This is a genomic window from Collinsella sp. AM44-11 (assembly GCF_003467145.1).
GTDB lineage: Bacteria > Actinomycetota > Coriobacteriia > Coriobacteriales > Coriobacteriaceae > Collinsella.
The window spans coordinates 34,795-52,844 of the sequence record NZ_QSFE01000013.1; the positions used below are offsets into that span (position 1 = coordinate 34,795).

Consider the following 18,050-nt stretch of genomic DNA (forward strand, 5'->3'; position numbering starts at 1 on the left):
CAGATCCGGGCATCTGAATGTGCGGTTCTTCACTGTTCATGTTTATTTGAACACATTCGAACATAGGTTGCAACCATTATTTGTTTAACTTTGTTCTTTTTTGAACAAATACCGTTTACGGTTGATTGCCGACCGTTTGAGCCCGGCGCAGACGTAGCGACCATGTGTTCAACAAACAAAAGGGCGGCCGAGAACGTGTCTCGGCCGCCCCTTCGGCGGTATTCCCCGGTATATACAGCTGTTTTAGCTACTCAGACTGCCTGTTCTTCTTGGCATGTTTGGACGGAGCGCTCAAGAAACGACCCGTCAGATAGTTCGCGGGACCGGAGATATCAATCCCCAGCAGGGTGTGGCCCAGCCACAGAAACGCCACAAGCACCAGCAGCGGGATAACGCACGAGGTCACGATCATCACGATGACGCCTTCGATCAAATCGGTCACCTGCTGCACGATCTCATCGGTCATTTGCTTGGCACCACTGGTTACCGACGTGACCAGGCTCGAGGCACCGTCGGCAAGCTGTTCAAGCACGTTCTTGGACTCTGTGGACTCGGTCTTTTTCTTGCTTGCTTTGGAGCTGTCGCTATCTGCCGCACTCGCAGCGTCGGCCGCCTTTTGCTCGGCTGCCTCGATGCTCACTCGATACGTTTCGTCGACCTTTTGCGACACCCATACGCTTGCAGGCACCAACGCCATGCCGATCATGGCAACCACCAGCACGCGAGTCGCCACGCGGCGCAGGACGGCGCTCGTGCTCCAGCGCCCATGAATGCCAAGCGACACCGCAAAGAGCACCAACGCAAACGGGATTAAGATGCCTAGGCCAACCGACCACAAAATAGTCAGCAGATATTTCTCGAGATAGAGCACGGCAAGCACGATGCCCAAGTTGCCTGAAAGCTGCGCGAGCTGCTCGGCAACCGGCGTTCCCGTATCACCCGGCAGCGCGGTAATGCCCGCAGATAGCGCCACGCACGAGGTCGTGAGCGCCAGTACGTTACCTTTCTTTTGATCGATGACCTCGATGGTGGAGTCCCAAGTCTTGGTATCGGCAAAATGCGGACGAGCTACAAAGCCCGACAGCAGCGCCAGCACCACGAGCGCAACGATAAAGCCAATCTGCAGCTTTTTGTTTGCGCACACGACATCGGACAGGCTGGGCTGCAGCTCGGTTACCGTCGTATGCTCGGTTATCTGGACAGGACGCCCATGAGCCATCTCATACGCGTCTCTTTTTTGAATTGATCCGTTGTCCGGCATTTGGATACCTCCTCATTCCGGCCTGTATTGCGGTGGAAAGTATACCCACCCATCGAAAAACCGAACGGCAGGAGGCGCAACAAGCTGCTGCATGATCCGCCCGCCATGAAATGGGCCCATCTACTACGTTTAACCGCCCATCCCCGACCATGCCACAAAGCGAAAAAACAAAACCGCAGGTAGAAGTCCTGCGATTTTTCATGAAACGCGGGTGTGTTCGAGGGTGTCGGGTTAAACGTAGTAGATGAGCCAGTTTCGTGGCGAGCGCTGCCAACCGATCCTCCGGGGACGGGAAAAGCGGGTCATTTGGGGCTGTCGGCCCCTATTTCGCCGCAACCTAGATAGGTGGGATACAAAAAACCCTGCCGCGGATAGCGGCAGGGTTTTTGGAAGGGGACGAGGTTGTGAGGGTTCGTTAGGCGAGCTTGGCCTCGAGCTCAGCGATGCGCTTGTAGGCATCGATGGTAAAGCGGGTCTGCTTCTCCAAGATCATGGTGGTCATGAGGGTGTCCTGAGCGTGGGCCATGATGAAGGTCATCTCCATCTCGCCGCCGCCGGCCTCCTGCGAAAGCAGCTTGGTCTGCGTGTCGTGGGCGCCAATGAGTGCATCGCTCGCATCCTTGTGCAGCTGTTCGGCCTTCTCAAAATCACCCTCGCGAGCAGCATCGAGCGCTGCAAGCAGATCAGTCTGGGCGTCACCCGCGTATGCGACGATCTCGAATCCAACCATCGAGATTTCTTCTTTGGTTGCCATATTGCGTTCCTTTCACATATGAACCAATGGAGAGCATCGCGTCCGGGCATACGCGCTGCGTTGTGTATGACAGAAACATTAACATTCAAACAAAACAGAACAATGCAAAACGCAATTTCGAGCTATGAACGGTCGATTTTCGCCCGTGAACGGTTTTTAAACCAATGCGAACAATATCGAACACAATTAGTGGCAACCCAAACAGGTCCACACCCTAGCGTACATCGCGCACCGTATCACCCTCTACGAGCATGCCGGGGATCAGCATGTGCTCCACGCCAGACGCACCCCCCTCGGCGCCGGCAATCTTGTCGACAGCCCACATGCCGACGCGCTTGTTGTCAAAGCGCACCGTGGTCAGGCGACGGTCGGGCACGATGTCGCCCAGACTATCGTCAACACCCACTACGCTCACGTCCTGGGGCACGCGCTTCCCGCGCGACTCGAGCCCGCGAATGCAGCCGTAGGCCATGGCATCGTTGGAAGCATAGATGGCGGTACAGGTCGGATCGTCCGCTAGAGCCTGACCGGCAGCATATCCGCTCTGTGCCGTCCAATCGCCACGGACGAGTCGCGGCGGCTCAATACCATGTGCGCGCAGTGTCTCACGCCAGCCTTCCTCGCGCTGCATGCCCGAAAGCGAGCGCTCGGGGCATGAGATAAAGTGCACGGTCTTGTGCCCCTGCACCAGCAAGTACTCGACCACCTGGCGCGAGCAATCGAACTGGTCGTTATCGACCGTTGAACAGAGCGGGTGCTCCAGCATGGTAACGAGCACCGTCTGCATACCGGGCAGCGGCTCGAAGGTGCCAAAGTCCGCCGGCATGCGATTCATGATCACAACCATGCCATCCACCGGAAGTGCGCTCATGCGCGACGATGCACTCTCGAGGGTATACGGATGCCCGTCTACTTTAGTTAGGGTGATGGCATAGCCGTGTTTGTCGGCCGCAGCGGTAAAGCCCTCCATACGGTCGAGGTTGCCGGTGCCGGTAATGTTGAACATGGCGACACCGACGGTCTTAAACTTGCCGCGGCGCAGCGATCGACCGGCAAAATTGGGACGATACCCCAGCTCGCGCATGGCGGCACGCACGCGCTCCTTGGTCTCGGGGCGCACGCTGGGCGAATCGTGCACGGTGCGCGAGACCGTCTGCTCCGAGACGCCCGCGAGACGCGCCACGTCCTTAACGGAAACCGATTTTTTAACAGCGGCCATAGGTCGATCTTTCTATGTCAACGATGCCATTGGCGGCACCCTACGCAGTCAAATGAACGCCTTCAAGTATATCCAACACCTCCCCCACAATACGTTTACCACCTAAAACCTACCGTTCACCGACAATCTTGCTTCCCCGAACGGCTTTTGTCGCCCAAATGTTAACGTTGCCATTGCGCAAATACAGAGCCACCGGGCGGCTCAAACGTTTACGCGTAAGGAATCGATGGTTCGCAGGCATAGGAACCACTGGTTCGCGTCTTTTTTTGTGTCGCAAAATGGCAACGTCAACATTTTGGCAACCGAACGCCAAAAGCTACCATCGTTGCTAACCCACCGACTCTTAGGAGCATTGCATGGAGCAACTCATCGCCATCATCGAAAAGGGCCAGCCCTTTTTCAACGCGATCGCCCGCAACAAGTACCTCAAGGCGATCCGCGACGGCTTTATCTCCGTCATCCCCATCATCATCTTCTCGTCCATCTTCTGCCTGGTAGCCTCGGTCCCCAACATCTGGGGTTTCTATTGGCCCGATGACATCAACAACGCCCTGTGGAAGTGCTACAACTACTCCATGGGCATCCTGGCCATCGCCTGTGCCGCCACCACGGCCAAGCACTTCGCCGACGCCCAGAACCGCGACCTGCCCAAGAACAACCAGATCAACTTTATCTCGTGCATGTGCGCGGCCATCATCGGCTTCTTGCTCCTTTCGAGCGACACCATCGCCACGGACGCTGCCAGCGGCTTCAACACCACCTACCTTGGTTCCAAGGGCCTGTTGACCGCCTTTATCGCTGCGTTTGTGACCGGCATCATCTACAAGTTCTTCATTAAGCGCAACATCACCGTCAAGATGCCCGAGCAGGTTCCGCCCAACATCTCGCAGACCTTTAAGGACATCATCCCCTTCTCCGTCTGCATCACCGTCTTTTGGGTCTTTGACATCGTCTTCCGCGCTGCCTTTGGCTTCTGCTTTGCCCAGGGCGTCATCCAAGTGTTCCAGCCCCTGTTCACCGCTGCCGACGGCTACATCGGCCTCGCCGTCATCTACGGCGCTATGAGCCTCTTCTGGTTCGTGGGCGTCCACGGCCCCTCAATCGTCGAGCCCGCCATCGCCGCCGCCCTCGTTGCCAACATGACCGACAACCTGGCTGCATTCCAGGCTGGTCAGCACGCTTCCGCTGTCCTGACCCAGGGTGCCCAGTACTTCGTCGTCTGCATGGGCGGCACCGGCGCCACGCTCGTCCTGGTCTTTATGTTCTGCTTCCTGGCCAAATCCCAGGAGATGCGTGCCGTCGGTAAGGCAGCCATCGTCCCCGTGTGCTTTGCCGTCAACGAGCCGCTGCTGTTCGCCGCACCCATCGTGCTCAACCCCGTCTTCTTTGTCCCGTTTGTCTTTGCTCCGATCGCCAACATCTGGATCCTCAAGATCTTTATCGACTTCTTGGGCATGAACGGCTTTATGTACACCCTGCCTTGGACCGTCCCCGGCCCCATCGGCACCATCATGGGCTTGGGCTTCCAGCCGCTCGCCTTTGTGATGCTCGCCATCATCCTGATCGTCGACTTTGCCCTGTACTACCCGTTCTTCCGTGCCTATGACGCCCAGAAGTGCGCCGAGGAGGCCGAGATCTCCCAGGAGGAGCTCGCCGCCAAGAACGCCGAGAAGGCCGCCAAGCTCAACGACGCCTTCCAGGGCAAGGCCGATGCCAAGAGCGTTGCCGCCGGTGCCGCAGCCGAGGCCGTGAAGGCCGACGCCCCCACCGCTTCCACAGCACCCGCTGCCGAGGCAACGACCGCCAGCGACCTCAACGGCAAGCGCGTGCTCGTGCTCTGCCAGGGTGGCGGAACCTCGGGCCTGCTCGCCAACGCGCTGGCCAAGGCTGCCAAGGAGCGCGGCATCGATCTGGAGACCGCTGCCGAGGCCTATGGCAACCACGTCGACATGCTCCCCGACTTTGACCTGGTCGTCCTGGCCCCGCAGGCCGCCAGCTACCTGGCCGACCTGCAGAAAGACTGCGAGCGTGTGGGCAACAAGTGCGTCGCCTGCCGCGGTAAGCAGTACATCGAGCTCTCCCAGAACGGCGACAAGTCTCTCGCCTTCGTAAGCGAGCAACTCTCGAAGTAAGTAACGCTCAGGGCCAGCCGACCATCCAAGACCGGCTGGCCCTTCGATTTAGACGATTGGATCATCATGTCCGTTAACCCTGCTAGCGTCACCAACCCGCCTGCGCAGTTTCCCGAGAACTTTGTCTTTGGCGGCGCCACCGCTGCCTACCAGGTAGAGGGCGAGACCCGCACTCACGGTAAGGGCAAGGTTGCCTGGGACGACTTCCTGGAGGCCCAGGGCCGTTTCTCTCCCGATCCCGCTTCCGACTTCTACAACCAGTACCCCGTCGACCTGGAGCTGTGCGAGGAGTTCGGCATCAACGGCATTCGCCTCTCCATCGCCTGGAGCCGCATCTTCCCCAACGGAACCGGCGAAATCAACCCCGAGGGTGTCCAGTTCTACCATGACCTTTTCGCCGAGTGCCACAAGCACCACGTTGAGCCGTTTGTCACGCTGCATCACTTTGACACGCCGCTGCCCCTCTTTGAGAAGGGCGACTTCCTCAACCGCGAGACCATCGACGCCTTTGTGGACTTTGCCACCTTTTGCTTTAAGGAGTACGCCGACCAGGTGACCTACTGGTTCACCTTTAACGAGATCTGGGCCGACGCCTCCAACACCTACATCGAGGGCACCTTCCCCGGCGGCGTCAAGGCGCATCTGGCCGAGGCTTTCCAGTGCGAGCACAACATGATGCTCGCCCACGCCAAGGCAGTACTGGCCTTCCACAACGGTGGTTTTAAGGGCAAGATCGGCGTCATTCAGTCGCTGGAGTTTAAGTACCCGCTTAACGAGAACGACCCCGCCGACATCAAGGCCGCCAACAACGAGCACGTGCTGCAGAACCAGTTCTTGCTCGACGCCACCTTCCGCGGCGACTACGCGCCCGACACCCTCGAGTGCGCCAACCGCCTGGCGGCTATCTCGGGCGGCACCATCGAGATCCTGGACGAGGACCTCGAGATTATGCGCGAGGCAGCGCTCTACAACGACTACTTGGGCGTTAACAACTACCAGTGCCGCTTCCTCAAGGCTTACGATGGCGAGAACGACCTGCACCACAACGGTACGGGCGAGAAGGGCACCGGCCGCTGGCGCGTCAAGGGCATTGGCGAGCATGTGAACAAGCCCGGCATCCCCACCACCGACTGGGACTGGATCATCTATCCCGAGGGTCTGTTCGATCTGCTCGTCTACATTAAGCAGCGCTACCCCAACTACAAGCAGATCTTCATCACCGAGAACGGCATGGGCTACAAGGACCCCTACAAGGACGGTTTTGTGGATGACCAGCCGCGCATCGACTACATCGAGCAGCACCTGTGCTGGTTGCTCAAGGCCATGGAGGTGGGCGTCAACGTGGGCGGCTACTTCCTGTGGAGCCTGCAGGATCAGTTCTCTTGGACCAACGGCTACAACAAGCGCTATGGCTTCTTCTACGTAGACTTTGAAACCCAGAAGCGCACGCCCAAGGCAAGCGCCTACTGGTACAAGCACGTGGCGCAGACCCGTCGTCTGGACTAGCGGCTTGCGGCGAGCAAAATTGCTCCGCTCACATATCCTGTCCCCCATTTCTCAGCCGGGGGCGACACGTCACACGGCGCGCCGCCCCCGGTCTTTTTGTTTTTGGGCTGGTCAGGAGCCGTTTGTCTCGATCTGTAACATCCAGCCGAGTTTTTTGGTCCTACCTGTTACAGATCGAGATGAACCGGGGTGTCCGAGCTGGATTGTCTCGATCTGTAACACTAAACCCGGTTTTGGACGTCCAGTTGTTACAGATTGAGATGAACGTACCGGCCAATCCTCTCAATCTTAATCTGTAACATCTAGCCGAGTTTTTGGGTCCCAACTGTTACAGATCGAGACAAACGGAATAGGCCGGATCGAAAAATCTCAACCTGTAACATCTATCCTGCTAATTCGCCCTCAACTGTTACAGATCGAGACAAACAGGCCGAGCAAGCTACACCCGTAGGTCTTTCACGCTGGAGCGCTCGACCAGCACGCCCGAAACAAGTGTGCGGCTTCTGGAGCTCGGTGCCTCCAGGCCCGCAACGACCTCGTTAAGCGCACGGATGCCCAGCTCGCGGTGACGGAACTTCACCGATGTCAAAATCGAATTGGGTATCGTCTTGTAGAGCTCGTCATCAAAGCCGATCACGGACACATCATCGGGCACACTCAGCCCCTTATCGCGCAGGGCCACCATCACGCCGTTCGCCATGCAGTCGTTGGCCGCTAAGACAGCCGTGCAGTCGGGGTTATTGACAAGCGCGAGTCCCGCAGCATACCCGCTATCCGCGCCCCAATCGCCCTGCAAAGGCTCGGGGGGCTCGATGCCGCGCGCCTCGAGCGCCGCACGCCAGCCTTTCATACGACATTGACTCGAAAGCGACTCTTTCTTACCCGAAACGAAATACACGTTCTTGTGCCCGCGATCCAATAAGTACTCGCAAGCCATACGCGCGCCACCCTCTTGATCGTCACTGACAGTAGAGCAGCTAGGATGCTCCATCGGCGTGATAATCACCGTCTTGAGATCTTTGGGCGCCTCGAAGGAATCGAAGTCGTCGACCATCTGGCGCAGGTTGAAGATCATGCCGTCGACGGGAAGCTGCGACATTCTGCGCGCCGCATCGGCAAGGCCCATCTCCTCCTCTGCCCGCTTTTTAATCATCGTGAGCGCGAAGCCGCGCTCTGCAGCAGCGTCGGCGATGCCGTCGATCATGTCTACAGCACCACCAGACAGGTGGAACATCACCACGCCGATGCACCCGTAGCGGCCCAGTTTGAGTGAACGCGCGGCAAAGTTGGTCCTAAACCCAAGCGCCTCCATAGCCGCATGGACCTTATCGCGCGTCGACTCGCGCACGCTGCCAGGCTCATTGATCACACGCGATACCGTCTTGAGGGAAACGCCCGCGGCAACCGCCACATCGTTCATTGAGACGTTTTTCTTGTCCATCGTTGCCACTGCTTCTCCAGTCGGTTCCCTATCGATTGTTCTCTGCGTTCTAGCATACACTACCTGCTCAGCTTTCAAATTTACCGTTTACCGGACAATACCGACCGTTCACCCGCAAATCCTTGTTGCCCTTTCAATAATGTCTTACGTTGTCATTGACGAAATGACAACGTTGTCATTTCGCAACGCCTTCCCTAGCTGGAAGGTTTCCGGGCAGTCCTGACCATCCATCGACGACAAGTTCCATCCGTACGCATAGCGCGCCAAGCAGCAAAGGAGCTCCATGGACGCCATCGTAAAGATGCTCGAAAAGCATCAACCGTTCTTTGAGAAGATCTCGAGGAACATCTATCTCCAGGCCATCAAGGACGGATTTCTTGGGTGCATGCCCATCGTCCTCACCTCTTCGATCTTTCTGTTGATCGCCACCCTTCCCGGCGTAGTTGGTATCACGCTTCCCCAGCCGCTCATCGACTGGTGCAACAAGCTGTACAACTTCACCATGGGCGTCATGGGCATCATGGTCGCCGGTACCACCGCCAAGAACTTCACGGCATCCATGAACCGCCGCATGCCCGCCGGCAAGGTGCTCAACGACGGCTCCACCATGGTGGCTGCCCAGTGCGGTATGTTGCTGCTCGCAGTTACGCAGTTCACCACCAAGTTTGACGGCTCCGAGCTTTCGGTCTTCGATTGCACCAGCATGGGCACGCGCGGTCTGTTCTCCGCTTATATCGCGGCGTTCATTACCGTTTGGGTCTATAAGTTCTGCGTCTCGCGCGATCTGACCATTAAGCTGCCCAAGGAGGTCCCGGGCGCCATCGCTCAGAACTTCCGTGACATCATCCCCTTTGGCGGCGCTGTCATCATCTGCGGTATCATCGATGTGGTCGTGCGCAACCTCATGGGTGTTCCGTTCTCCGAGCTGCTCATCAAGCTGCTCTCCCCGCTCTTCACTGCGGCAGAGACCTACCCCGGACTCATCCTTATTCAGGCAGCCACCGCGTTCTTCTGGTTCATCGGTGTCCACGGCCCCTCGATTGTCCAGCCGGGTATTGATCCCATCCGTCTTGCCAACCAGGCCGAGAACCTGCAGGTTCTGCTGGCCGGTGGTCACCCTGCCCACTCCCTCACCTTTAACATGTCGCTCGTGGGTGAGTTCGGCGGCACCGGCGCTACGTTCATCGTACCGCTTCTGCTGATTCTCTTTATGAAGTCCAAGCAGCTCAAGGCCGTCGGTAAGGCCTCGATCGTACCGGTAGCCTTTGCTGTCAACGAGCCGCTCCTCTTTGGCGCACCGATGATTCTGAACCCCTACATGCTCATCCCCTTTGTGGCCGCCGGCTGCGTCAACGTGAGCGTCGCCAAATTCTTTATCGATAACGTGGGCATGAACGGCTTCTCCTTCGTGGTGCCTTGGGCCACCCCTGCTCCCATTGGCATCTTCATCACCACGAACTTCCAGCTCATCGCCCTGGTATTTGTCGCGATCATCATCTTGCTGGACGCCCTCATCTACCTGCCGTTCTTAAAGGCATACGATAAGCTGCTATGCGACCAGGAAGCCGAGCGCGCCGCCGAGCTGGGTCTCGAGTCCGATGGCGCCGCTGCCATCGCCGCTAACACCCCTGCGCCCGCCATTGAGCAGACCGCCTCTGTCGCCGACCAGCCCGAGCCCGCCGCCCCAGCACCTGCCAAGAAGGGTGTTGATGGCTTGAAGGTCCTCGTCCTGTGCGCCGGCGCTGGCACCTCCGCCATGCTCGCCAACGCCATTAAGGAAGGCGCTGCGCAGACCGGAGAGAACATCGTCTCCTCCGCAGGCGCCTATGGCCAGCACACTGCCATCATGAATCAGTACGACGTTATCGTGCTCGCCCCGCAGGTCCGTAGCTACTACAACGACATGAAGGCCGACACCGATCGCCTGGGCATTAAGCTGCTCGCTCCCCGCGGTAAGGAATATATCGACCTTACTCGCGACCCCGCTGGCGCCATCAAGTGGCTCCGCGAGAACCTCGACTAGTTTTCTCCCTCTGTTGGTGCCCGGACCCCCAGTTCGGGCACCTCTCCCTATTCGTATCCCACAGAAAGGATGACTCATGACCAATCCCATGCAGTTCCCCGACGGCTTTGTGTTTGGCGGCGCCACCGCCGCTTACCAGGTTGAAGGCGAGACCCGTACGCACGGCAAGGGCAAAGTGCCCTGGGACGATTTCCTGGCTGCTCAGGGTCGCTTCTCCCCCGATCCCGCAAGCGACTTCTACAACAAATATCCGGTCGATATCGACCTGTGCCAGCGCTTCGGCATCAACGGTATTCGCGTCTCCATCGCTTGGAGCCGTATCTTCCCCAGTGGCACCGGCGAGATTAACCCCGAGGGCGTCGCCTTCTATCACGAGCTTTTCGCCACCTGCAACAAAGCCGGCGTTATCCCCTATGTCACGCTCGATCACTTCGATACGCCCGAGGCCTTCTACCAGGACGGCGGCGAGGGCTTCTTGACGCGCACGACAATCGACGCCTTCGTCGAGTACGCCAAGTTCTGCTTTGCCGAGTTCACCGAGGTCAAGCACTGGTTTACCTTTAACGAGATTCCCGCGACCGCCGAGGGCAGCTTTATCGTCGGCAACTGGCCGCACGGCGAGAAGTACCGCCTGGACAAGGCCTTCCAGCTCATGCACAACATGATGGTGGCCCACGCCAAGGCTGTCGTCGCCTTCCATGAGGGCGGCTTTGAGGGCGAGATCGGCATTGTCCAGAACCTTGAGCCCAAGTATCCCCTCGACCCCAACAACGCCGCCGACTGCGAGGCAGCCCGCATGGCCGACGTCATCAACAACCGCTGGGTACTCGACGCCACCTTCCGCGGCCACTATGCAGCCGACACCATGGAGGCTGCGACCAAGCTGGCCCATATCGCCGGCGGCGAGCTCGACGTCCGCGACGAGGACATCGCCGCGCTGACCGCCGCGCTCCCCTACAACGATTGCCTGGGTGTCAACACCTACAAGTGTCAGTTCCTGCGTGCCGCCGAGGGCGAAAACGACATCAACCACAATGGCACCGGCGACAAGGGCTCCTCGCGCTGGTTCCTCAAGGGCGTGGGTGAGTCATGCGTGCGCGAAGGCGTGCGCACCACCGATTGGGACTGGATTATCTATCCCGAGGGTCTCTACGACCTGCTGCTGCGCATTAAGAACGATTACCCCAACTACAAGAAGATCTACATCACCGAGAACGGCATGGGCTATAAGGACGACTTTGAGGACGGCTTTATCGACGACGCCCCTCGCATCGATTACATGCGCCAGCATCTCGCGTGGATCCTCAAGGCGATCGACGGCGGCGTGAACGTCGACGGCTACTTTGTGTGGTCGCTGCAGGACCAGTTCTCCTGGACCAACGGCTATAACAAGCGCTACGGCCTGTTCTACATCGACTTTGAGACCCAGAAGCGCTATCCCAAGGCCAGCGCGTACTGGTACAAGAACGTCGCGGAGACCGGCCTGCTCATGGCCTAATTCAAGCCGCGTACCCCCTGTCGGCCGCATGTGAACCCCTCCACGGGGCCGCATGCGGCCTTTTTTGTTTTGCCCGGGCCTGAGCCTGTCGTTTGTCTCGATCTGTAACATCTGGCAGGGATTTTCAGCCCCAGCTGTTACGAATCAAGATGAACGAAATGACTGGGCCGATAGATCTCAATCTGTAACATCTAGCCGAGATTTTCACCCCCAACTGTTACGGATCGAGACAATTAGATGGTCAAATCCACCCTTGCATGTCATATTGCGTCACCTTGACGCGCAAAATGATGCGCAATTTTTTCGTGTCATACTTTTGACGTGCAAAATGACGTGTAAAATTTTACATGTCATTTTTCGTGTCAAGTTGAAGCAAAACGGAGCAAAATGATGCAAGAGTCTAAAGATCTTGAGTTCAAGGAGAGCGTCACCAATTCGTTCCTTAAAACCGTCTCCGCTTATGCAAACAGCACGGGCGGGCGCGTCCTATTCGGAATCGATGACGACGGAAAAACCGTTGGCCTCGATAACCCCAAGCAAACCTGCCTAGATATCGAAAACAAGATTAACGATTCGATTATCCCCCAGCCCGATTACTCCCTAAAAATCAACGAGTTCGATGCAACCGTAGAGCTTACGGTCTTTCCCGGCAGATCGAAGCCTTACCTGTACCGATCGAAGGCATACAAGCGCAATGACACCGCGACCATACCAGTTGATACCCTAGGCCTTTCGCGCCTTGTGCTCGAGGGTCAAAACCTCTCCTTTGAACAGCTCGCGGCAAGTAAGCAAGATTTATCTTTCACCGTTTTAGAGAATCGCCTAACAGCAAAGCTTTCGCTTGAGTCGTTCACAACCGACACTCTCAAAACCCTCGGCCTGCTCGATGAGACCGGGACCTACAATAACGCAGCAGAGCTACTCGCGGACGAGAACGGCTTCCCAGGCATCGACATTGCAGTGTTTGGTGACACCATCAATCTCATTAAACAGCGCAAAACTCTTGAGCATGCATCAGTCTTAGCAGAAATTGACAGCGCGCTTGAACTATTTGAAACTCAGTACTGCTACGAAGAGATCAAGGGAATGGAGCGAATTCGCAAGGAGCTCATTCCACTTGAGGCGTTCCGTGAGGCAATAACCAATGCAATCGTTCATAGGACTTGGGATGTTCCCGCGCACATCCGCATCTCGATGTTCGACGACCGCGTGGAGGTCGCCTCGCCAGGCGGCTTGCCAGCAAGCATGACTGTCGATGAGTACCTGTCCGACATGCTGTCCGTTAGACGTAACGGCATTCTTGCCGAAGTCTTTTTGCGCCTAGGCCTTATCGAGGCATTCGGAACGGGCATTATGCGAATCCGAGACACCTACAAAGGCAGCATCAAAAAGCCCCGTTTTCAAGTTTCGGACAACGCCATTGTGGTCACACTTCCCCTTCTCATGGATAACCCCGGGCTCGAAGGCGACGAACTTACCGTATTCGGACTGCTAAGTGGAGTACGCCCTCAATCGACAAGTGAGCTTGCCGCCAAAGTGACCTTTAGCCGCTCGAAGCTACTTCGCATCCTCAAAAAACTCGTTGAAACAGGCCTGGTTACAGCTGAGGGCACCGGCAGGGGACAGAAGTACCGCCTGCAGCGTTAGTTAGCAGATGACCTGCGTGTGTTCCTCGATGGCGGCGCGATCCTCAACAGTAATATCCGGCTCGCACACCACGGCATCCAAATTGTCCAGGCGGCAGAACGTGTAGAAGTCGCGCTTGCCGATCTTGCTGGAATCAGCAATCAGATAACGCGAGTCTGCCTTGCTAAAGGCGAGCTGCTGGATACGGCCCTCGTCCATGTTGGACGTAGATACGTCGCCGTCCAAGATACCGTTGGCTCCAATAAACGCCGCATCGATGCCCAGCGCACGCAGGGTATCTTCGGCCGTCGGCCCCACAAACGCGGCAGTGCGGCGACGGTACATACCGCCCACAAGGCACAGCTCGCAGTCCTCGCGCGCCTCGAGCAGGTTAAACACCGAAAGCGAATTGGTCACGATACGCAGGCGAAACGCCGGCAGCATCGAGGCCATCTGCTCAACCGTGGTGCCCGTACCCAAAAAGATGGTCGAGCCCTCCTCGATAAGCTCCACAGCACGGCGTGCGATCTGCAGCTTTTCCTCGGCATGCTTGGTGCGCTTTTCGCTGTGCGAATACTCATGGCGCAGCATAGCGTGCGGACGGCCCTGTGCACTGCGGGCTCCGCCGTGCACGCGCTCGATCTCGCCTAGGCTCGCAAGTTCTTCGAGGTCGCGGCGAATCGTCATGTCCGAAACGCCCAACGCATCCGAAATCTCTTTGACCGAGACCGTGCCCTGCTCCTCGAGCAGCTGACGAACCTTATCCTGTCGCTCTGCCTTAATCACGATGAATCCTCGCCGTTCTTTGCGCGCATTTCATTCAAACAGTAACGAACAAATTGTATCAGACTCGTACGCGTCAAAAATGAACGCCCGCACAGCTCCAATCATCACTTTTTTGAGAAAAATACCCCCAGCTTTAGTGGGGTGTAGTGATAATCTCGCCTGTTCGCGCTACAGTTTGTCGGAAATACCTCGATGTTAGGAACCAAATGATCACTTCCGAGCTTTTCGGCACCGCGCCGTGCGGTACCCCCGTTCATCGTTACACCCTCGACGGGCCCGAGATCTGCGTTCGCATTATGGACTATGGCGCCACGGTGCTTGGTATCGATGTGCCCGACATTCCCGGCAACGTGCGCGATGTGGTGCTGGGCTTCGATAAGCTCGAGGATTACTTTGACAACCCCGCCTGCTTTGGCGCGACCATCGGCCCTGTGGCAAACCGCACCGCTGGCGCCACGATCGCCATCGACGGCACGGACTGGCATATGCCCGCCAACGAGGGCGCCAACAACCTGCACAGCGACCTTAAGCACGGCCTGCACAAACGTGTGTGGGATGTTGAGCTCGACGAGGTCCATAACGCCGTGCGCATGACCACCTCGCTTAAGGATGGCGAGCTGGGCCTGCCCGGCAACCGAACCTTTACGGCCGTGTTTACCGTTACGCGCACCGGCGTCTTCCGCATCGATTATGGCTGCGAGAGCGACCGCGCCACCTACGTGTCCATGACCAACCACACGTACTTTAACCTTGCAGGCCATAACGCCGGCATGGACTGCGAACATTTCTTTGTCGCCAACGCCGCCCACTACCTGCCCATTAACGAGCAGAACATCCCCACCGGCGAGATTGCTCCGGTCGAGGGAACACCGTTTGACTTTCGCGAGCTGCGCCCCGTCGCCCCCGGCATGGAAGCCGACGACCCGCAGATTAAGCAGGCCCGTGGCTACGATCACTGTCTGTGCATCGATGGCTATCAGTACGGCCGTAATCTGCGCCGCGCCATGCACGTCGAGGAGATGTGGACCGGTCGCGAGCTGGACTACTACACCACCGCTCCGGGCGTACAGCTCTACACCGGTAACTGGCTGGGCGACGAGCATGCCAAGGACGACGCCAACTATGGCTGGGGCGCCGGCTTTGCCCTCGAGGCCGAGATGTACCCCGACACGCCGCACCAGCCGCTGTTCCCGCAGGGCATTGTGGGCCCGGGTCACCCCTACAGCAATGTGATCGAATATCACTTTATGAGACACTAAGCCCATAACACAACATATCGCACAGCAGCGCCCGCCGGCACCACCGCCGACGGGCGTTTTTTCATCTTTTGGGCTCATTTTCGCTGTGACTGTATGGGTGACATATCAAAACTATGTCCATTTACTACGTTTAGCCCGGGATGCTCGACCATGCACCAGTTTTTGTTTAATTCACGAGCCGTCTACCTGCGGTTTTGTTTTTCTCAAATTCGACATGCTCGGCGATAGCCGATCAAACGTAGTAAATGGGCATAGTTTTTGACAGGCGACATCGCACGCGTCCCTCGCAAGGGCAAAATGATCCGTTTTCCTCCGTCCCCAAGGATTAGTTGAACAGATTGCCGATGGGGTCGGGGGCGGAACTGGGGAGGTAGCGGATTTCTAGCTCTATGCCGAGCGCTTGCAGCTCTTTGAAGGCGGCGATGTCCGTATTGTCTACGGCAACGGTAGGCGTCACAGAACGCTTGCCCTCCCCCGCCTGCATATGGCCGATGCTGATCTTGGTTATTGGCACGCCGCCCTTAACCAGCGCGAGCGCATCGGCGGGTGAGGCCACCATAATCAGGATCCATTGACGCGGCGTTGCGGTATGAATGATATCGACGGTCCTTTGCACCGAGAAAAACCGCGTCCAAACGCCTTCTGGCGCCGCGACCCTCATGGGTGCCCATTGGCGCGAATCCGCCGCGATTTCATCGTTGACGATTAGGACAAGGTTGGAACCCACGGCTTCGTTCCACAGCTCAACGTCATGCCCGTAAATGAAACGGTCATCGATACGTGTAAGAAGGATCCTGGGTTGAGCCATGGCAGCCCCATTCTGTTTGAGACCCGTAAGAGCAAGACATCGCGTCTCCAATATTAGTGCATTTAAAGTGAGAAAAGCCGTCAGAACACTTGCGCGGATGTGCGATGTCCCGTATCATAGACAGCCGTTGACGCCTCACTTGCGTCACCACATGGCCGCCAGCGTAGCTCAGTTGGTAGAGCACCGCTCTCGTAAAGCGGGGGTCACCGGTTCGAGCCCGGTCGCTGGCTCCATTGCACAAGATAGCCGCCTTCGGGCGGCTTTTTTGTTTTCGATTTTGAGTGCGCGTCCGCCAATCCGATCGCTGCACCGCAAGGCATCCCCCTACTCAACAATAAAGCCCCGCCAACCGCGGCCTCCCAAGCGGAAACCACAATCAACGGGGCTCAAGCGCGACCCCTCGCGAGGATTACGACAGCTTTTATACTATGAGCAGGGATTAAAGAGTGCTCAAATCAATTGTCTGCGGATTGGTCAGGCCGTAGAAAGCATTTTCATCACCAGAGGATGTGATTTGGCCGCCAGCTTCACATTCAACCGGCGTCGTTTCGTCAATCAGCTCGTAAGCAAGCCAACCCTCAAGCACGGCACCTGGTTGTATTTGGCGCGATTCAGGAAGATCAAGGCCTTCCACAAGCACGCCCGAATTAAGCCCCTTTCCATCTTGGAATGCTAGAATTTCATTACCTGCAAAATGTGCATCTTGCAGATCGTCCGACACATTTTTAGCAGTTACATTCAAAATCAAAAGCGACTTACTGTGATCAAGCTGCTCTACTCCGCGCTGTGCCCCCGTGATGGTGTACTCAATACCCGATACGGGGATATCGCCGTCCCCGCCGCTGCCATCTTTCTCTTTTCCGGCAGCGTCTGCCTGAGCAGCAGCATAGCCCGCAGCGTAGCCATCATCATAGCTCCCCTTACCGGAGCAAGCGGTGAGGCAAGCAGAACCAGCTGCGAGCCCCAACACTAAGAAAGCGCGCCTAGGAATTAAAGCGGTTGTGCTGAGTCCCATAAAGAGCTCCCATCAATTAGCTATTTCTCGTATCCACAGCTATTTTAATTATTCTTCAATCCATTTAGCATCAATTGTGTCTCAATAACTGCGTCGTTCAGCCTAATTTGGCCGCTCCAATGAATCCAGCTCAAACAACAAAAAGCCCCGCCGACCGCAATCCCCAAAGGAACCGCAATCAGCGGGGCCCAAGCGCGCTCCTCCAAGGGAATCACGCCAGCATACGACCAGCTCAGCCGAGCAGCTCGCTACTCCTCCCAGTAGGCGTCTGCAAGCAGCTTAAAGCAGATCTTCTTGACCGGCTGCGCGCCATCGCCCGGGAACTCGAGCGTGGGCATGTGAGGCTCGCCGGCAACGAACAGTGCAAACTTATCGTCGGCAAGATCGCCGGCGATCGAGGCGTCGGAATCGACCAGATCGTAGTCGTCCTTCTCGTCAAACTCCTGGACCAGCGTCAGGCTGCCCGTAGCGACCTTAAAGGCCTCGCGACCCTCGACATCAATCTGCAGGTCGTGATAGCGCTGATGCGTCTCGTAGTGAGCCTCGGCCTCGGGACGCGTCGTGGGAGCCATGACGTTCGCAAAGACCTTGTCGCCCAGAATCGGATGGCTGCCAACCTCGAGCTCTGCCGGGTCATTCTCCTCGAGCCAGTCGATCAGCACGTCGAGGCCCTTGAGCATTCCGCGGTATTCCTCGATATCGCCCAGTGCACCGTAAATCAT

Annotated in this window: 14 protein-coding genes and 1 tRNA gene; 7 read left to right on the forward strand and 8 right to left on the reverse strand. The window is 57.3% G+C overall.

The genetic code is table 11. The features are described 5' to 3' along the window. Positions 1 to 247: 247 nt before the first annotated feature. The 3 genes from DW943_RS08425 to DW943_RS08435 form a co-directional block, all read right to left on the reverse strand. Positions 248 to 1,261: a hypothetical protein gene (locus DW943_RS08425; RefSeq protein WP_147348649.1), complete on the reverse strand. Its 1,014-nt coding sequence runs from the start codon at positions 1,259 to 1,261 to the stop codon at positions 248 to 250. Between the two features lie 415 nt (positions 1,262 to 1,676). Continuing rightward, positions 1,677 to 2,015 carry a PTS lactose/cellobiose transporter subunit IIA gene (locus DW943_RS08430; RefSeq protein ID WP_006234827.1) on the reverse strand — a complete coding sequence of 113 codons (339 nt, stop codon included), beginning with the start codon at positions 2,013 to 2,015 and terminating at the stop codon, positions 1,677 to 1,679. 214 nt (positions 2,016 to 2,229) lie between these two features. Then, positions 2,230 to 3,234 (reverse strand): LacI family DNA-binding transcriptional regulator, encoded by a 1,005-nt coding sequence (locus tag DW943_RS08435; protein ID WP_117862751.1) that lies wholly within the window; start codon positions 3,232 to 3,234, stop codon positions 2,230 to 2,232. A gap of 356 nt (positions 3,235 to 3,590) precedes the next feature. Between DW943_RS08435 and DW943_RS08440 the strand changes: the two genes are divergently transcribed. Next, complete coding sequence (locus DW943_RS08440) at positions 3,591 to 5,366, forward strand: lactose/cellobiose PTS transporter subunit IIB (protein ID WP_117862752.1); 1,776 nt, start codon at positions 3,591 to 3,593, stop codon at positions 5,364 to 5,366. Positions 5,367 to 5,432: 66 nt separating this feature from the next. Further along, positions 5,433 to 6,872, forward strand: a complete 1,440-nt coding sequence (lacG, locus tag DW943_RS08445) for a 6-phospho-beta-galactosidase (protein WP_117862753.1) — start codon at positions 5,433 to 5,435, stop codon at positions 6,870 to 6,872. Between the two features lie 439 nt (positions 6,873 to 7,311). On the opposite strand, the gene DW943_RS08450 is transcribed toward lacG (DW943_RS08445), so the two are convergent. Continuing rightward, a complete protein-coding gene (locus tag DW943_RS08450; protein WP_117862754.1) occupies positions 7,312 to 8,313 on the reverse strand; it encodes a LacI family DNA-binding transcriptional regulator in 1,002 nt (333 codons plus the stop codon). A gap of 283 nt (positions 8,314 to 8,596) precedes the next feature. Between DW943_RS08450 and DW943_RS08455 the strand changes: the two genes are divergently transcribed. From DW943_RS08455 to DW943_RS08465, 3 genes are all read left to right on the forward strand, one after another. Continuing rightward, positions 8,597 to 10,336 (forward strand): PTS lactose transporter subunit IIBC, encoded by a 1,740-nt coding sequence (locus tag DW943_RS08455; protein WP_117862755.1) that lies wholly within the window; start codon positions 8,597 to 8,599, stop codon positions 10,334 to 10,336. Between the two features lie 76 nt (positions 10,337 to 10,412). Continuing rightward, positions 10,413 to 11,834, forward strand: coding sequence for a 6-phospho-beta-galactosidase (gene lacG / locus DW943_RS08460; protein WP_199572856.1), 1,422 nt, complete (start codon positions 10,413 to 10,415; stop codon positions 11,832 to 11,834). Between the two features lie 387 nt (positions 11,835 to 12,221). Continuing rightward, the gene (locus DW943_RS08465; protein WP_233543635.1) at positions 12,222 to 13,481 is read left to right on the forward strand and encodes an ATP-binding protein; all 1,260 of its coding nucleotides are present in this window, start codon (positions 12,222 to 12,224) and stop codon (positions 13,479 to 13,481) included. Here DW943_RS08465 and DW943_RS08470 read toward each other — a convergent pair whose 3' ends face one another. After that, positions 13,482 to 14,246 carry a DeoR/GlpR family DNA-binding transcription regulator gene (locus DW943_RS08470; protein WP_117862756.1) on the reverse strand — a complete coding sequence of 255 codons (765 nt, stop codon included), beginning with the start codon at positions 14,244 to 14,246 and terminating at the stop codon, positions 13,482 to 13,484. Positions 14,247 to 14,452: 206 nt separating this feature from the next. Between DW943_RS08470 and DW943_RS08475 the strand changes: the two genes are divergently transcribed. After that, positions 14,453 to 15,505: an aldose epimerase family protein gene (locus DW943_RS08475; protein WP_117862757.1), complete on the forward strand. Its 1,053-nt coding sequence runs from the start codon at positions 14,453 to 14,455 to the stop codon at positions 15,503 to 15,505. A gap of 325 nt (positions 15,506 to 15,830) precedes the next feature. Here the strand turns inward: DW943_RS08475 and DW943_RS08480 are convergent, their stop codons facing one another. After that, entirely contained in the window at positions 15,831 to 16,313 is a 483-nt protein-coding gene (locus DW943_RS08480; protein ID WP_117862758.1) for a PTS sugar transporter subunit IIB, read from the reverse strand. Between the two features lie 157 nt (positions 16,314 to 16,470). Here DW943_RS08480 and DW943_RS08485 point away from each other — a divergent pair. Further along, positions 16,471 to 16,546, forward strand: a tRNA-Thr gene (locus tag DW943_RS08485). Positions 16,547 to 16,752: 206 nt separating this feature from the next. Here the strand turns inward: DW943_RS08485 and DW943_RS08490 are convergent. After that, a complete protein-coding gene (locus DW943_RS08490; RefSeq protein ID WP_117862759.1) occupies positions 16,753 to 17,328 on the reverse strand; it encodes a DUF5067 domain-containing protein in 576 nt (191 codons plus the stop codon). 248 nt (positions 17,329 to 17,576) lie between these two features. Further along, positions 17,577 to 18,050 (reverse strand): YhcH/YjgK/YiaL family protein, encoded by a 474-nt coding sequence (locus tag DW943_RS08495; protein WP_117778978.1) that lies wholly within the window; start codon positions 18,048 to 18,050, stop codon positions 17,577 to 17,579.